Origin of the sequence: Cyanobium sp. LEGE 06143 (assembly GCF_015207535.1) — a bacterium.
GTDB lineage: Bacteria > Cyanobacteriota > Cyanobacteriia > PCC-6307 > Cyanobiaceae > NIES-981.
In genome coordinates, this window is the sequence record NZ_JADEWP010000043.1 from 1 (window position 1) to 14463 (window position 14463).

Here is a 14463-nt window from a genome sequence, read left to right on the forward strand (position 1 = left end):
CCATAAGGAGGCCGTCACTGCGGTGGTGAAGCGGCGCAGCACGCCGTTGATCATGCGCCGGCCCTGTTCATCGCTGTAGCGGTTGGCCAGATCCACGGCCTCGTTGCAGGCCACGGCGGCGGGGGTGCCGAAATCGGCGAGATCCACGGCGGCCAGGCGCAGGATATCGCGGTCGATGCGGGGCAGCCTGGTGAGGCGCCAACCCTCCATCACGGCATCGAGGCGGCGATCGATGTCGTCGCGCTGACGCAGCACGGCAGCAGCACGGCCCAGAGCACCGCGGCGCACCTCCTCCTGGTCAGCCAGCATCAGTAGGCGCGGCAGTTCCAGGCTGGCCGAGAGGCGGTTGAGCGCCTGCTCCGCGGCGGCCAGGCCATCGTTGAGATACTGGCGCACCCGGGGCAGCTGGCTTGGGCCCTGATCCTGCAGCTCGCTGTCGAGCAGGTGCTGCTGCGACAGCTGCAGATCGGCGGCGGAGCGATCGAGGGCTTCGCGCACGTGCTGGCTGAGGCTGGCCAGGGCCTGCTGCAGCAGCTGATCGAGGGCCAGATCGGCGGGAGCCTGGCTGGCAGCGGCCGCCTTGGCTGCAGCGCCATCGCCACGGTCACTGATCTGGCCGAGCATCAGCAGGGCCAGTTCGCGGGAGAGGGTGCGGCTCTGCATCAGGACATCTGGGGGGCGCGCAGCTGGGCCAGCAGGCTGGAGAAGCTGCGGTTGGGGGTTTCGCGCTCGTCGGGGTTGACGATGCCTGCCGAGATGATCGTGCGGAAGGCGTCCTCCACGGAGAGATTGAGGTCGCGCACGGAGGCCTCGGGCACCACCGCATACCAGCCGGYGGTGGGATTGGGAGCGGTGGGGMTGAACACGCTCAGCATCGGCTCAGTGAAACCGGCCTGCAGGGCGCTGCCCAGCACCCCCGTGACAAAACCCAGAGCAAACTGACCCTCGCGCGGATATTCCACCAGCACCACGCGGCGGAAGCGGGTGGCATTGCCCTGCAGGAAGGTTTCCAGCAGCTGCTTGAGGGTCTTGTAGACGGAGCCCGCCAAGGGGATGCGCAGCAGGGTGCCCTCGCCGAACTCGAGCAGCCAGCGCCCCACGATGTTGCGGGCCATCAGGCCGATCAGCAGGATGGCCAGCAGCGGCACCACCAGCCCCACTCCCAGGTTGATCAGCTCCTGCAGCAACGGGCTGAGGGTGTTGAACGGGTTGAACTGCTTCGGGATGGAGGTGAGGAACGCCAGCACGAAGCGGCTCACCGTGGTGGCCAGCCAGATCGTGGTGGCGAGGGGAATCACCACCAGCAACCCGGCGATCAGGTCGTTCTTCAGGTCCTGCTGGAGTCGGTTGCTCAGCGGCTGATCTGGTTTGGGACTGGATTGAACCAAGGCAAAACCCGGGGATCCGGTCGACAGCTGCCACGGGCACAACTTAGCCAGCCGGGCCGCCGCCCCGTTTCAGACGAGGGCGACGAGGGCAACAAGCACGAAGGCCACCGCCAGCACCATGGCCCGCCCCGTTCCACCGAAGCGGCGCTGCTGCACGGAGAGATCACGGCCAAGGCGCGCCTGGTCGATCTGCTGCTGCGCCTGGGCCAGCTGGGGTTTGAGCTGGCTGTCGATGAACTCCTGAGCCCGCTGCTTCTTGAGTTCGTCGCTGGCATCGGCTGGAATCCGGCCTTCCCGCTCGGCCTCGGCGATCAGCTGGTCCACAAAGGCAGGATCCTGCAGCTGCTGTTGCTGCTGCTCCAGCTGGGAGGTCTGCTGGGCGATCTGGGCTTCCGACTCCTGCATCTGGGTCATGAGGGAGCGCTCCGCCTCCACGGCAACGGGCACCGTCACCACCATCGCCACGGCCAAGAGGATGGCCAGCACGCCCGTGGTCCAGCGCAGGGCCGTCCGGGAGGAGGCCGCCTCGAGGCGGCTGCCGAACAGCATCAGCAGCAGGCCCACCAGCGCCATGGGCGACTCGGACACGAGTCGATCGACGAACACCTGGCGGAACGGCTCCAGCGACCAGTTCCAGGCGGCAACGAGAGCTGCGATCTGCAGCGCCATCAGCAGCACCAGGGTGAGGCCGATCCAGCGCAGGAGGAAGGCCAGGCGGCCGTGGGGAGCTGTACTCACAGGCGTTGCGTTGCAGACTGAGATTGCGTGGCAACTGTACGGGCGATGCCGAGTGGCACCCAGCGCGCCCGCTTCGGCCATGGCCGCAAGTCAGAGCCGACGGGCGATCCGGCCGATCTGGCGGAGGCCCTGAAGCAGCGGGCCCTGGCCCTGGGATTCGATCCCGTGGGGGTGGCCGCCGTACCGGGAGGGCCGCGGCTGCCACTGCGCAGCGCGGCGCTCGAGCGTTGGCTGCAGCGGGGAGACCAGGCATCGATGGCCTGGATGGCCGATCCGCGCCGTCGTGAGGTGGAAACGCTGCTGCCCGGCGTGCGCAGCCTGCTGGCGGTGGGGCTCAACTATCACGTTGCGGCGGAACGGCCCCGCGGCGCCCTGAAGGTGGCCCGCTACGGCTGGGGTCGGGACTACCACCGGGTGATCGACGGGCGCCTGCGGCAGCTGGGCCGCTGGCTGGAAAGCCAGGTGCCCGGCTGCCGCTGGCGGGCCTGTGTGGACAGCGCGCCGCTGATGGACAAGGCCTGGGCGGAGGAAGCCGGTCTGGGCTGGATCGGCAAGCACGGCAACCTGATCCATCGCCGCAAGGGCTCCTGGCTGCTGCTGGGCCATCTGCTCACCAGCGTGGCCTTGCCGCCGGACCAACCGGCCGTGCCCCTCTGCGGCAGTTGCAGCCTCTGCCTGCCGGCCTGCCCCACCGGAGCGATCCGGGAGCCCTTCGTGGTGGACAGCCGGCGCTGCATCGCCTTCCACACAATCGAGAGCCGCGACCCGCAGCTCCCCGCCGCGATCGCGGAGCAGCTGCAGGGCTGGGTGGCGGGCTGCGACCTCTGCCAGGAGGCCTGCCCCTGGAACCAGCAGCCCCTGGAGAGCACAAGCGATCCCGACCTGGCACCGAGACCCTGGTGGCTGAGCCTCTCGCCCGACGCCCTGCAGTGGAGTGACGCGCAGTGGGACGAGCGGCTGCGCGCTTCGGCCCTGAGGCGGATCAAGCCGTGGATGTGGCGACGCAACCTGCGGGCGGCCCTGGGGCGGCCGGAGCCTGAACCGGTTCGAAAGCCACTCCCTAGGGTGGGAGAGCCTTGATCCATGTCAATGAGTTCGCGCTGGCTGCGCGCCCTTGCACGCGTTGCCCTGGGACTGACCCTCAGCCAGACGCTCCCGGCCCAGGCCCTGGTGCCCTACGCCTACGTTCCGAAAGCCGAGGAGCTGCAGGGTGCCGGCCTGGGCATCGCCCAGGCGGCCGCCAGGCTGCTGCGTCTGGGCCAGGCCGAAGACGCCGCCCGGCTGGCTGCCCTGACGGTGCAGCTCCTGCCTGGCGATCCGCGCGGCTGGATGCTGCTGGCGGAGGCCCAGCTGCGCAGCAACCAGCGCCAGGAGGCTGCCGTCTCCCTGGCCAGGGCGAAGCAACTCGATCCCAGCAACGCCGGCATCTGGTTCGCCGAGGGGTCCCTGGCCCTGCGGGATGGCCGCCCGGAGCAGGCGATCGGCCTGCTGGAGCAGGGCCTGCGGCTCGACAGCCGCAACGCCAGCGCCTACTTCGATCTCGGCAATGCCCACATCCTGCTGAACCGGCCCTCCCAGGCCCTCAAGGCCTTCGAGCGGGCCAGTGGCCTGCGCAAGGACTTCTGGGAAGCCATCAACAACCAGGCCCTGGTGCTCTACGAGCAGGGCAACGTGGACGAGGCGATCAGCCGCTGGCGGCGGGTGCTGCGGATCAAACCCGACGCCGCTGAACCCAACCTGGCCCTGGCCGCCAGCCTGTTCCGGCGGGGCGGTGAAGCCCGCAGCGAAGCTCTGGAGCGGGCCGGCAAGGCCCTCGACACCGAACCCAACTACGTGCTGGACAGCTATCAGAAGGAGCAGTTGTGGGGGCCAAAGCTGCGCACCACCACCCAGCAGCTGTTCGAGCAGCAGGAGCTCAAGGCCCAGGTGGACCGCGCCATGGCCAATGCCAGCCCGGAGGCTGGCATCGACCTCTGAGCCCTTGGATGAGAGCCATCGGCAGCGGTGGCGGCCATCTTGAGCGCCGCAATCCCCGATGGCAGCTGATCGGTAGGCTGAGCCCCACCTCTCGCCCCCAGACTTCAGCAGCGGATGGCCGAGGAGCGCGGCAACGAAGGMAACGGCGRATCCGGCTGGGCGGGCCGCATCCAGCCGATTGCCCTGCACCAGGAGATGCAGCGCTCGTATCTGGAATACGCCATGAGCGTGATCGTGGGACGGGCCCTGCCCGACGTCCGCGATGGCCTCAAGCCGKTGCAGCGGCGCATCCTGTTCGCGATGCATGAGCTCGGGCTCACCCCCGACCGCCCCTACCGCAAGTGCGCCCGCGTCGTGGGCGACGTGCTCGGCAAATACCACCCCCACGGCGACCAGGCGGTCTACGACGCCCTGGTGCGCCTGGTGCAGACCTTTGCCAGCCGCCATCCGCTGCTCGATGGCCACGGCAACTTCGGCTCGGTGGACGACGATCCACCCGCCGCCATGCGCTACACCGAAACGCGGCTGGCCCCGATCGCCAACGAGGGTCTGCTTGATGAGATCGGCAACGACACCGTCGATTTCGCCTCCAACTTCGACGGCTCCCAGCAGGAGCCCACCGTGCTGCCCGCCCAGCTGCCGTTKCTGTTGCTGAACGGCTGCACCGGCATCGCCGTGGGCATGGCCACCAACATCCCCCCCCACAACCTCGGCGAGGTGGTGGATGCCCTGGTGGCCATGATCCGCAAACCCGACCTGAGCGAGGAGGAGCTGCTGGCCCTGGTGCCCGGGCCCGACTTCCCCACGGGGGGCGAGGTGTTGATGAGCAGCGGCGTGCGGGACACCTACCGCGTGGGCCGGGGCAGCATTCCCATGCGCGGGGTGGCCCACATCGAAGAGGTGCAGCCCGGCAAGGGACGGCACCGGCGCAGTGCCGTGGTGATCACCGAGCTGCCCTACCAGCTGAGCAAAGCCGGCTGGATCGAGAAGCTGGCCGAGCAGGTGAACGACGGCCGCATCGGCGGCATCGCCGACATCCGCGACGAGAGCGACCGGGATGGCATGCGGGTGGTGGTGGAGCTGCGCCGCGACGCCAGCGCCGACAACGTGCTGGGGGAACTGCAGCGGCGCACGGCTCTGCAGAGCAACTTCGGCGCCATCCTGCTGGCCCTGGTGAACGGCCAGCCGGTGCAGCTGAGCCTGCGGCGGATGCTGCAGGAGTTCCTGGACTACCGGGAACTCACCCTGCTGCGCCGCACCCGCCACGCCCTGCGCCGCTGCGAAGACCGGCTTGAGGTGGTGGAGGGTCTGCGCAAGGCCCTGGCGGCCCTGCAGGACGTGATCGCCATGATCACGGCAGCTGCCGATGCCGCCAGCGCCCGCGCCAGCCTGCAGGTGCGGCTCGACCTGAGCGAGCGCCAGGCCGACGCCGTGCTGGCCATGCCCCTGCGCCGCCTCACCGGCCTGGAGCAGGAGAGCCTGCATAAGGAAGCCCAGGATCTGGTGCAGGAGCGCACGCGGCTGCGCCACCTGCTCGACGACCGCACCAGCCTGCTCAAGGCGATGGTGACGGAGTTCAAGGCCCTCAAGGCGCGCTTCGCGACAGCCCGCCGCACCCGTCTGGTGGAGGGCGGCGACGACCTGGTGGCCCAGCGGGCCGCCGCGGCCAGACCCAATGCGGAGCTGCAGCGCCAGCAGGCCCTCGAGGCCCTGCCGCCGGACAGCCGGCTGGTGGTGCAGGCCGATGGGGCGGTGAAAATCGTGACGCCCCAGGTGCTGGGGCGGCTTCACCTCGATGAGGCGATCGCGCTGGGCGACCATCCCGCCCCCGGAAAGCTGGTGCTGCCCGTGGCCGGCCAGCCGCCGGTACTCGCCTTCACCACCGACGGACGGGTGGCCCTGCTGCGCTGGGAGTTCGCCGGCCAGCAGCCCGGCCCGCTGGAGCGGTTCCTGCCCGACAGCCTCGATGGCGCCACGGTGTTGCAGTTGCTGCCCCTGCCGCAGGACAACCCGGAGCAGCCCCTGAGCATCGGACTGCTGAGCAGCGACGGCCGCTTCAAGCGACTCCCCCTCGACGCCTTCCAGGAACTCTCTGGCCGGGCTGCCACGGTGCTCAAACTCAAGGACGGCGTGCACCTGCAGCAGGCGGTGCTCTGCCGGGAAGGGGAGGATCTGGTGGTGGCGAGCAGCACGGGCCGGATGCTGCGGCTGCTGGTGCAGGAAGCGGATGTGCCACTGATGGGCCGGGCCGCCCAGGGGCCGGTGCTGCTGCGGTTGCTGCCAGACGAGCAGGTGGTGGGGGCCAGCTGCCTGGCCGGAGACGGATCCGTGCTGCTGGCCAGCCGCTGTGGCCTGATCAAGCGGCTGGCGGTGCAGAGCCTGAGGCGCTGTCAGCGGGGCGATCTGGGCCAGATCGGCCTGCGCTTCAGCCAGCGGGGCGATGCCCTGGTGGCCGTCTGCGACGACCGCAGCAAGGTGGTGGCCGTGCTGGTGGGCGAGGGCCGCAGCAGCCGCTTCATCCCTGGGAACCTCAAGCTTGAAGACACCAGCAGCGCCCCTGGGGAACCCCTACCGATGCGTCCAACCGAAACCCTGCGGGCCCTCGTGCCCCTGCTGGGCTGAGCCTGTGCAGCCCACGGGGCTCAGCGCAGGCTTGCGGCGATGCCGGCGGGCTCGAGCATCAGCTTGCTGGAGCGCACGTCGTCGTCCATGGCAATCGGGTAGTTGCCATCGAAGCAGGCGGTGCAGAAGTGGGAGGAGTTGGCCTGGGCGGCCTCCACCATGCCCTCCTGGCTCAGGTAGGCGAGCGAGTCCACGCCCAGGTGGGCCGTGATCTCCTCGAGGGTGAGCCGGGCGGCGATCAAGTGGTCCTGGCTGTCGGTGTCGATGCCGTAGAAGCAAGGGTGGGTGACGGCCGGTGAGCTGATCCGCATGTGCACTTCGCTGGCACCGGCATCGCGCAGGGCCGCCACCAGCTTGCGGCTGGTGGTGCCGCGCACGATCGAGTCGTCGATCACCACCACCCGCTGACCTGCCAGCACATCGGGCAGGGGATTGAGCTTCACACGGATGCCGGCCTCACGCATCGCCTGGGTGGGCTGGATGAAGGTGCGCCCCACATAGCGGTTCTTGATCAGGCCATCGGCATAGGGGATCCCGGTGATCTGGGAGTAGCCGATCGCCGCAGGAATGCCCGAGTCGGGCACGCCGATCACGATGTCGGCCGCCACAGGGGTTTCGCGGGCCAGCACTTTGCCGATGCGCACCCGGTAGCTGTAGAGCGATTCACCGAAGAAGCGGCTGTCGGGGCGGGCGAAATAGATCATCTCGAACACGCACAACTTGGCGGGTTCGTCACACCAGAGGCTGCGCCGCGGTTCGGCCTCCCCCTGCAGGTAGTGGATGATCTCGCCTGGCTGCACGTCGTCTTCGAAGCTGGCGCCGATGATGTCCAGCCCGCAGCTCTCGCTGCTCACCACCCACTGGCCGTCGCCGGGTTCACCGAGGTGGCCGAACACCAGCGGGCGGATGCCATGGCCATCGCGCAGGGCAAACAGGGAGCCGGCGGTGCCGATCACCAGGCTGAAGGCCCCACGGCAGAGACCCGCCGCTTCGCGGATGGCGGGATCCCAGTCGAGCCCACGGTTCACGGCCCGCTGCACGGCAAAGGCGATCAGCTCCGAATCGGTGGTGGAGGTGAGTTCGCTGGCAATCTCACGCAGGTCTTCGCGCAGCTGGGAGGCATTCACGAGGTTGCCGTTGTGGGCGAGAGCAAAGGGACCCAGCCGGGTGTTGAGCACCACGGGCTGGGCATTGCACACCTTGCTGCTGCCGGTGGTGGAGTAGCGGTTATGGCCGATCGCCAGGTGGCCGGGCATGCGCTCCAGCACGTCCTGATCAAACACCTGGCTCACCAGGCCCATGTCCTTGTGCAGACGCACCTGCTGGTCGTCATCGAACACGGCAATCCCCGCCGACTCCTGCCCCCTGTGCTGCAGGGCATAGAGACCGAAGTAGGTGAGGTTGGCCACCTGCTGACCCGGAGCCAGCACCGCGTACACACCGCAGGCCTCTTCGGGCTTGTCAGGGCGCTCGTCGGGGGGCGCGATGGACGGGGCGGGCTCCGGATGCTTCACCGCCACAAGCCCACTGTCACAGAGGTCGTCGTCGCATTCTGCACGACCACACCGCTCAACTGGTGGGGGGCAGATCCACACCCATGCGGCGGGGAATGGCCTGCTCGAACTGCTGCGCCAGGGCGCTGACCGGCACGTCCAGCAGGGAGTGGCCAGCCAGGCTGATCTGCAGCTGGGGCGTGGCCTCGACGCTCCCCAGCCGTTGGGCCGGCAGGTCATCCTCCACCTGGGCCAGGGCCTGCTGCCAGGCTCCAGCGTGGCAGGCCGGCACCCCCACCAGCACCCGGGCGCCTCCCTCGGCAAAGAGGAGGCGATCAATCCTTTTGCTGCTGGCGGGCAGTTCCAGGCCAGCACCAAGGCCGGAGGCCATGCAGCTCTCGGCCAGCGCCACCGCCAGGCCGCCATCGCTGAGGTCGTGGGCGGCCGTCACCAGCTGGGCTGCGATCGCCTGGCGCAGGAAGGACTGGACGCGCTGCTCCAGGGGCAGATCCACCAGGGGCGGGCGACCGGTGATCTGGCCGTGGATCGTGGCCAGGTAGCTGCTGCCCGCCAGCCCGAAGCGCTCGTCTGCCTCCCCGCCACGCTCCTGCTGCCCGATCGGCAGGCCCAGCAGCCAGATGGCATCGCCAGGCTGGCGCCAGCCCAGGCCACAGATCCGGCTGAGGTCATGCACCAGGCCCACCATGCCCACCACGGGCGTGGGGTGGATCGGCTGCATGCGGCCGTCAGGGAGCCTGGTCTCGTTGTAGAGCGACACGTTGCCCCCGGTGACGGGCGTGTCGAGGACGCGGCAGGCCTCCGAGAGGCCGCGGCAGGCCATGGCCAGCTGCCAGTAGCCCGTGGCGGTGTCGGGGGAGGGGAAGTTGAGGTTGTCGGTGATGGCCAGAGGCTCGGCACCCACGCAGCTGAGGTTGCGGGCGGCTTCGGCCACGGCTGCCATGGCACCGCGCTCGGGGTCGAGGGCCACCCAGCGGTTGGGGCAATCCACCACGGCCGCCACGCCGCGGCTGGCCCGCTGCATGGCCCCCTGCCCCTGCTGGGGCCGCAGACGTAGCACCGCCGCGTCGGCGGCTCCGGGCGTCACCACCGTGTTGGCCTGCACCTGCTGGTCGTACTGGCGGTACACCCAGCGCTTGGAAGCGATGGTGGGGTCATCGAGCAGGGCCAACAGCACCGCGTTCCAGCTCAGGCGGGCGGCAGCGTTGGGGCCGGCGGCAGGCGTGATGCCGGCGGCTCTGGCCTCGGGCAGCTGGTCCTCGCTCCAGCGCCAGTGGGTCTGGATCGGCTCAGGGGGTTCGGCCAGCAGGTCGTGCTGGTTGATCGGCGTGTCCTCGGCCAGGGCGCTGGCGGGCACCTCGGCGGCCACCCGGCCGTGCTGCAGCACCCGCACCACGTTCTCCTGCAGCACCCGGCCCACCACCGCCGCCTGCAGCCCCCAGCGGGTGAAGCGAGCCATCAGCGCCTGCTCGCGCTCGGGCTTCACCACGAAGAGCATGCGCTCCTGGGATTCGCTGAGCAGAAACTCGTAGGCGCTCATGCCGCTCTCGCGGGCCGGCACGCGATCGAGATCGAGCTCGATACCCAGGCCCCCCTTGGCCGCCATCTCCGAGCAGCTGCAGGTGAGGCCGGCGGCGCCCATGTCCTGGGCGGCCACCACATCACCACTCTGAAAGCCCTCCAGACAGGCCTCGATCAACCCCTTCTCCAGGAAGGGATCGCCCACCTGCACGGCAGGGCGGTCGTCAAGGGAAGCCTCGGTGAGCTCGGCTGAGGCGAAGCTGGCGCCGCCCATGCCGTCGCGGCCCGTGGTGCTGCCCACGTAGACCACCGGGTAGCCCACCCCCTCAGCACCGGAGCAGACGATCTCGTCGGTTTCCATCAGCCCCAGGGCCATGGCGTTCACCAGCGGGTTGCCTGAGTAGCTGGGGTCGAAGGCCACCTCGCCGCCCACCGTGGGCACGCCCACGCAGTTCCCGTAGTGGGCGATGCCGGCCACCACGCCCTCCATCAGGCCCACGTTGCGCTCGTCCTCAAGGGGCCCGAAGCGCAGCGCGTTGAGCAGGGCGATCGGCCGGGCGCCCATGGTGAAGATGTCGCGCAGGATGCCGCCCACGCCGGTGGCGGCCCCCTGGAACGGCTCCACGGCCGAGGGGTGGTTGTGGCTCTCGATCTTGAACGCCAGGCGCTGACCCTCGCCCAGATCCACCACGCCGGCGTTCTCACCCGGGCCCACCAGGATGCGCGGGCCGCTGGTGGGGAAGCCCTGCAGCAGCGGCCGCGAGTTGCGGTAGCAGCAGTGCTCCGACCACATCACGCCGAACATGCCCAGCTCGGCGCGGTTGGGGGCGCGGCCGAGGCGGCGGCAGATCTCCTCGTAGTCAGCCTGGCTGAGGTTCTCCTTTCGCAGGGCCTCGGCGAGGGGGAAGTCGGGAGCCGGATCGTGGAGGGCAGCAACCACAGCCGGAGCGGATCAGGAACTGCCAGTGTGGCTGAGCGGCCGAGCCCCCCCTGATCAGCCCCAGGGATCCTCTTGCTGCTCCTGCTCCGCATCCCTGGACGCAGGCCGGCGGCGCCTTGAAGACCGGGGCAGCGGCGGTCCGTCCTGCTCCTCCTCCATGGCCTCGCTGGGCTCCTCCTGCCAGGGCTCTTCCCAGGGCTCCAGGGGCGCTTCGGCGGGCTGGTCCTGGAAGTCGACTGGCTGCCGCCGAGTCGGCTCCAGGCCCGGGTCCCAGTCCTCGTCCCAGCCAGGATCCCAATCCGCGGCGCGGCGCAGATCCGGCGGTTGCGGGCCTTCACCCCAGGGGGGCTCCTCCAGCCAGCCCTCCACCCGCTGTTCGACGCGATCGCCCACCTGCTGGAACTGGTCGCGCAGGCGAGTGGTTTCCTCCTGCATCTGATCCCGCCAGCGCCTGGAGCGCCGCAGGAACTGCTGCCGCACGCTGGCCCGAGCCAGGGGCAGGTCATCGAGACCCTGCAGGGCCGTGAACACCTGGCCGGGCTGCTGGTCCACGATCCGCTCCGGGCTCAGGCGCCAGCGGCTGCTGCCCGGCAAGCGCGGATCACTGCGGCTCACCAGGTAGTGAAGGATCCGGCCGCTGGCCAGCTCGATGGCAGCATCGGCCAGGGTGCCGATCGGCTCGCGCCTGCTATCGAGCAGGGAGGCATCGATCAGCGTGGGCAGCCGCTCCAGGGTCTCCTGGTCGGTCTCGGCGGGTTCCCCCTTCACCAGCACCTCCAGCTCGAGCAGACCCCTCAACTGGTCGAGACGCCAGACCAGGCGACGCGAGCCGAAGGCGGAAGGACGGCTGACCCAACCCAGCACCCGGTGCACCGGCGGGTGCATCCACACCATCGCACCGGCGCCCCGCTCCAGTCCCTCCTGGCAGCGCACGCGGCGGCGCAGCAGATCACTGAGCAGAAGCTGGTCGGGGAGCCCCACGCTGCTCAGCTGCGGATCTGCACCGGCATCACAAGGTAGGTGAAGTCTGAGGCCTCTCGTGGCCGCAGCACCGCCGGGGTGGTGGGGGCGTTGCAGTGCAGGTCCACCTGATCGGAGCCAATCGCCTTGAGACCTTCCAACAGGTAGCGCACGTTAAAGGCAATCTGCAGCCCCTCGCCGTCGATCGTGGCCGGCAAGGACTCCGAACCCCGGCCCACGTCCTGGGCGTCGGCCTGCACCTGCAGCGTGCCGCTGGTGGGATCGGCCGTGATCTTCACCACGTTGTTGTGCGGGTCGGCCAGCACGGCCACCCGCTCCAGGGCGGCGATCAGGGCGCGACGATCAATGCCGATGCGTCGCGTGAACGCCTCGGGGATCAACTGGGGGTAGTTGGGGTACGTGCCGTCGAGGCTGCGGCTGGTGAGCACCTGGTCTGCCCAGAGAAACACCACCTGGCCGTGCTCACAGAACAGGCTGAGCGGATCCTGGGAGTGGCGGCTGGAGAGCAGGCGCTCCAGCTCGCGCAGGGAGCGAGAGGGCACGGTGACCGCGAAGGGCTCACCGATGGCGGCGTGGGCCAGGCGCAGCACCGACAGCCGGTGACCATCGGTGGCGGCGCACTCAAGGCCCTGTCCATCGAGCCGCAGGTGCACGCCGGTGAGCATCTGCTTGGCATCATCGCCACTGCTGGCGAACAGGGTGGCCCTGAGCCCCTGAGCCAGGGCCTCGGCCTCCAGGCGCAGCGGCTCGCCGCTCTGCACCAGTGGCAGATCGGGGAAGTCATCAGCGGGCATGCCGCGCATCTGATAGGTGCCCGAGAGGCTGATCAGATCCACGAGATCGGCCTGGTCCGGGCAGGTGATCGTGATCGGGCCATCGGCCGACAGGCGCGAGACGATCTCGGCGAACAGCCTGGCCGGCAGGGTGATGGCGCCGCTCGTTTCCACCTCGGCCGCCATGCTGGTCTGGATGCCGAGGCTGAGGTCGTAGCCGGTGAGGCTGAGGCGGCCGGTGCCGGCGTCTGCGGTGAGCAGCACGTTGGCCAGCACGGGATGGGTCGGCCGCGTGGCGACGGCACGACTGACCAGCTGAAGGCTGCCGCTGAGTTCTGTCTGGGAGCAGACCAGCTTCATGGCGATGCGGTGCCGTGCCGGAGGACGGTCTGACGGGAGGCTCCACGGTTCCACAGCGCGGCTGATTCCGCAACGGCGGGGATCCGGCGCTTGTCTGCCGACTTCTCTAAACAGATCAAATCATTAGAAGCAAGAGCAACCCGTCGTCGTAGAGCCTGTGGAAACGGCGGAAATCCTGCCGATCAGCCTGCAGCAACAGCGCAGTCGCGATCTGAACAGGGAGGAGAACCGCAGCAGGCCTGCGGAACAGATTGCCTTTTCCACACTTTCCCGGGCCTGGGGAAATCGACGCTCACGACCTGCTGCGCCCAGCCCCCAGCCCCTCCCCCGGCAACAGCGGCCTTTCCGCTGCATTTCCGCAGGCAGTTTTTGGAATGGCTGCACAGGATTTGGAAGGGCTGGGCAAGATCTGCTGTTGGCAGGCCATGACAAAGCCCCCGCAGAGCAGGGGCGCATCGGCGCCCGCAGGGCGCCTTTGGACCACGGCCTCTCAGAACCCCATCACTTCGGCCACCTTTGCCGTATCGGCCTCCAGGCCGGTGTGGAACGGGGCATCGTTGTTCTCGATCGCTGTGGCGGGATCCTTGAGGCCGTTGCCCGTGAGCACACACACCACGGTGGCGCCCGCCGGCACTTCGGCCCGGCGCTTGAGCAGACCGGCCACCGAGGCAGCGCTGGCGGGTTCACAGAACACGCCTTCTTCGCTGCCCAGAAGTTTGTACGCGTCGATGATCTCGGCGTCGGTGACGGCCATGAAGCCACCACCGCTTTCGGCCTCCACCCGCAGGGCGTTGTCGCGGTTCACCGGATTGCCGATCCGGATCGCCGTGGCGATGGTGTCGGGCTGCTCCACTGTGTGGCCAAGCACCAAGGGCGCCGATCCGGCCGCCTGGAAGCCGAGCATGCGCGGCAGCTGGTTGCTCAGGCCGGCCTGCCGGTACTCCTGGAAGCCCATCCAGTAGGCGGTGATGTTGCCCGCATTGCCCACGGGGATGCACAGCCAGTCGGGGGCTTCGCCCAGGGCATCCACCACCTCAAAGGCGGCTGTCTTCTGGCCCTGCAACCGGTAGGGGTTGACCGAATTGACCAGGGTCACCGGGTACTGGTTGGCCACGTCCTGCACGATCGCCAGGGCCCGGTCGAAATTGCCCTGGATGGCGATCACCTGGGCCCCGTAGAGCAGGGCCTGGGCCAGCTTTCCCTGGGCCACGTAGCCATCGGGGATGAGCACGAAGGCGCGCATGCCGCCACGGCGCGCATAGGCCGCGGCGGCCGCCGAGGTGTTGCCGGTGCTGGCACAGATCACGGCCTCAGAGCCGGCCTCCTTGGCCTTCGAAATGGCCATCGTCATGCCCCGGTCCTTGAAGGAGCCGGTGGGGTTGAGGCCGTCGTATTTGAGAAACACGCGTACGCCCCGTCCGATGCGGCTGGCCAGGGCCTGGCTTGGAATCAGGGGGGTGGCCCCCTCCCGCAGGGTGATCACCGGTGTGGCGTCGCTCACCGGCAACCAGGAGCGGTAGGCCTCGATCAGCTCCTCGCCGCTGTCGGCATTGAAGACGTGATCGGGAGAGGTCGCGCAATATTCGAGGATGGTGCGCCCGTCGCCGGTGCGCTGCACGCCCGACGGCACCTGAAACCCGACTGTATAGATC

Annotated in this window: 11 protein-coding genes; 3 read left to right on the top strand and 8 right to left on the bottom strand. The window is 69.2% G+C overall.

Going from position 1 to position 14463, the window contains the following annotated elements; all coding sequences use genetic code 11:
• From nusB to IQ216_RS04870, 3 genes are all read right to left on the bottom strand, one after another.
• Positions 1-663: transcription antitermination factor NusB (nusB, locus tag IQ216_RS04860; protein ID WP_193814565.1), on the bottom strand; the 663-nt coding region annotated here is incomplete at its 3' end.
• Complete coding sequence (locus tag IQ216_RS04865) at positions 663-1388, bottom strand: DUF502 domain-containing protein (protein WP_193814566.1); 726 nt, start codon at positions 1386-1388, stop codon at positions 663-665. The genes nusB and IQ216_RS04865, both read right to left, overlap by 1 nt.
• A gap of 69 nt (positions 1389-1457) precedes the next feature.
• On the bottom strand, positions 1458-2126 hold the full coding sequence (locus tag IQ216_RS04870) for an HpsJ family protein (protein ID WP_186697864.1): 669 nt from the start codon (positions 2124-2126) through the stop codon (positions 1458-1460).
• A gap of 45 nt (positions 2127-2171) precedes the next feature.
• On the opposite strand from IQ216_RS04870, the gene queG reads away from it, so the two are divergent.
• The 3 genes from queG to IQ216_RS04885 all read left to right on the top strand — a co-directional run bounded on the left by queG (position 2172) and on the right by IQ216_RS04885 (position 6725).
• A complete protein-coding gene (gene queG, locus IQ216_RS04875) occupies positions 2172-3206 on the top strand; it encodes a tRNA epoxyqueuosine(34) reductase QueG (protein WP_193814567.1) in 1035 nt (344 codons plus the stop codon).
• Positions 3207-3215: 9 nt separating this feature from the next.
• Positions 3216-4103 carry a tetratricopeptide repeat protein gene (locus IQ216_RS04880; RefSeq protein WP_193814572.1) on the top strand — a complete coding sequence of 296 codons (888 nt, stop codon included), beginning with the start codon at positions 3216-3218 and terminating at the stop codon, positions 4101-4103.
• A 114-nt stretch (positions 4104-4217) separates the two neighbouring features.
• A complete protein-coding gene (locus IQ216_RS04885) occupies positions 4218-6725 on the top strand; it encodes a DNA topoisomerase (ATP-hydrolyzing) subunit A (RefSeq protein WP_193814568.1) in 2508 nt (835 codons plus the stop codon).
• Positions 6726-6745: 20 nt separating this feature from the next.
• On the opposite strand, the gene purF is transcribed toward IQ216_RS04885, so the two are convergent.
• The 5 genes from purF to thrC all read right to left on the bottom strand — a co-directional run bounded on the left by purF (position 6746) and on the right by thrC (position 14402).
• Positions 6746-8245, bottom strand: a complete 1500-nt coding sequence (purF, locus tag IQ216_RS04890; RefSeq protein WP_370566605.1) for an amidophosphoribosyltransferase — start codon at positions 8243-8245, stop codon at positions 6746-6748.
• 49 nt (positions 8246-8294) lie between these two features.
• On the bottom strand, positions 8295-10697 hold the full coding sequence (gene purL / locus IQ216_RS04895) for a phosphoribosylformylglycinamidine synthase subunit PurL (protein WP_193814569.1): 2403 nt from the start codon (positions 10695-10697) through the stop codon (positions 8295-8297).
• A 54-nt stretch (positions 10698-10751) separates the two neighbouring features.
• Positions 10752-11678 carry an RNA methyltransferase gene (locus IQ216_RS04900; RefSeq protein ID WP_193814570.1) on the bottom strand — a complete coding sequence of 309 codons (927 nt, stop codon included), beginning with the start codon at positions 11676-11678 and terminating at the stop codon, positions 10752-10754.
• Between the two features lie 5 nt (positions 11679-11683).
• Complete coding sequence (gene dnaN / locus IQ216_RS04905; RefSeq protein ID WP_193814571.1) at positions 11684-12811, bottom strand: DNA polymerase III subunit beta; 1128 nt, start codon at positions 12809-12811, stop codon at positions 11684-11686.
• 490 nt (positions 12812-13301) lie between these two features.
• Positions 13302-14402: a threonine synthase gene (gene thrC / locus IQ216_RS04910; RefSeq protein ID WP_193814574.1), complete on the bottom strand. Its 1101-nt coding sequence runs from the start codon at positions 14400-14402 to the stop codon at positions 13302-13304.
• Between the last annotated feature and the right edge of the window lie 61 nt (positions 14403-14463).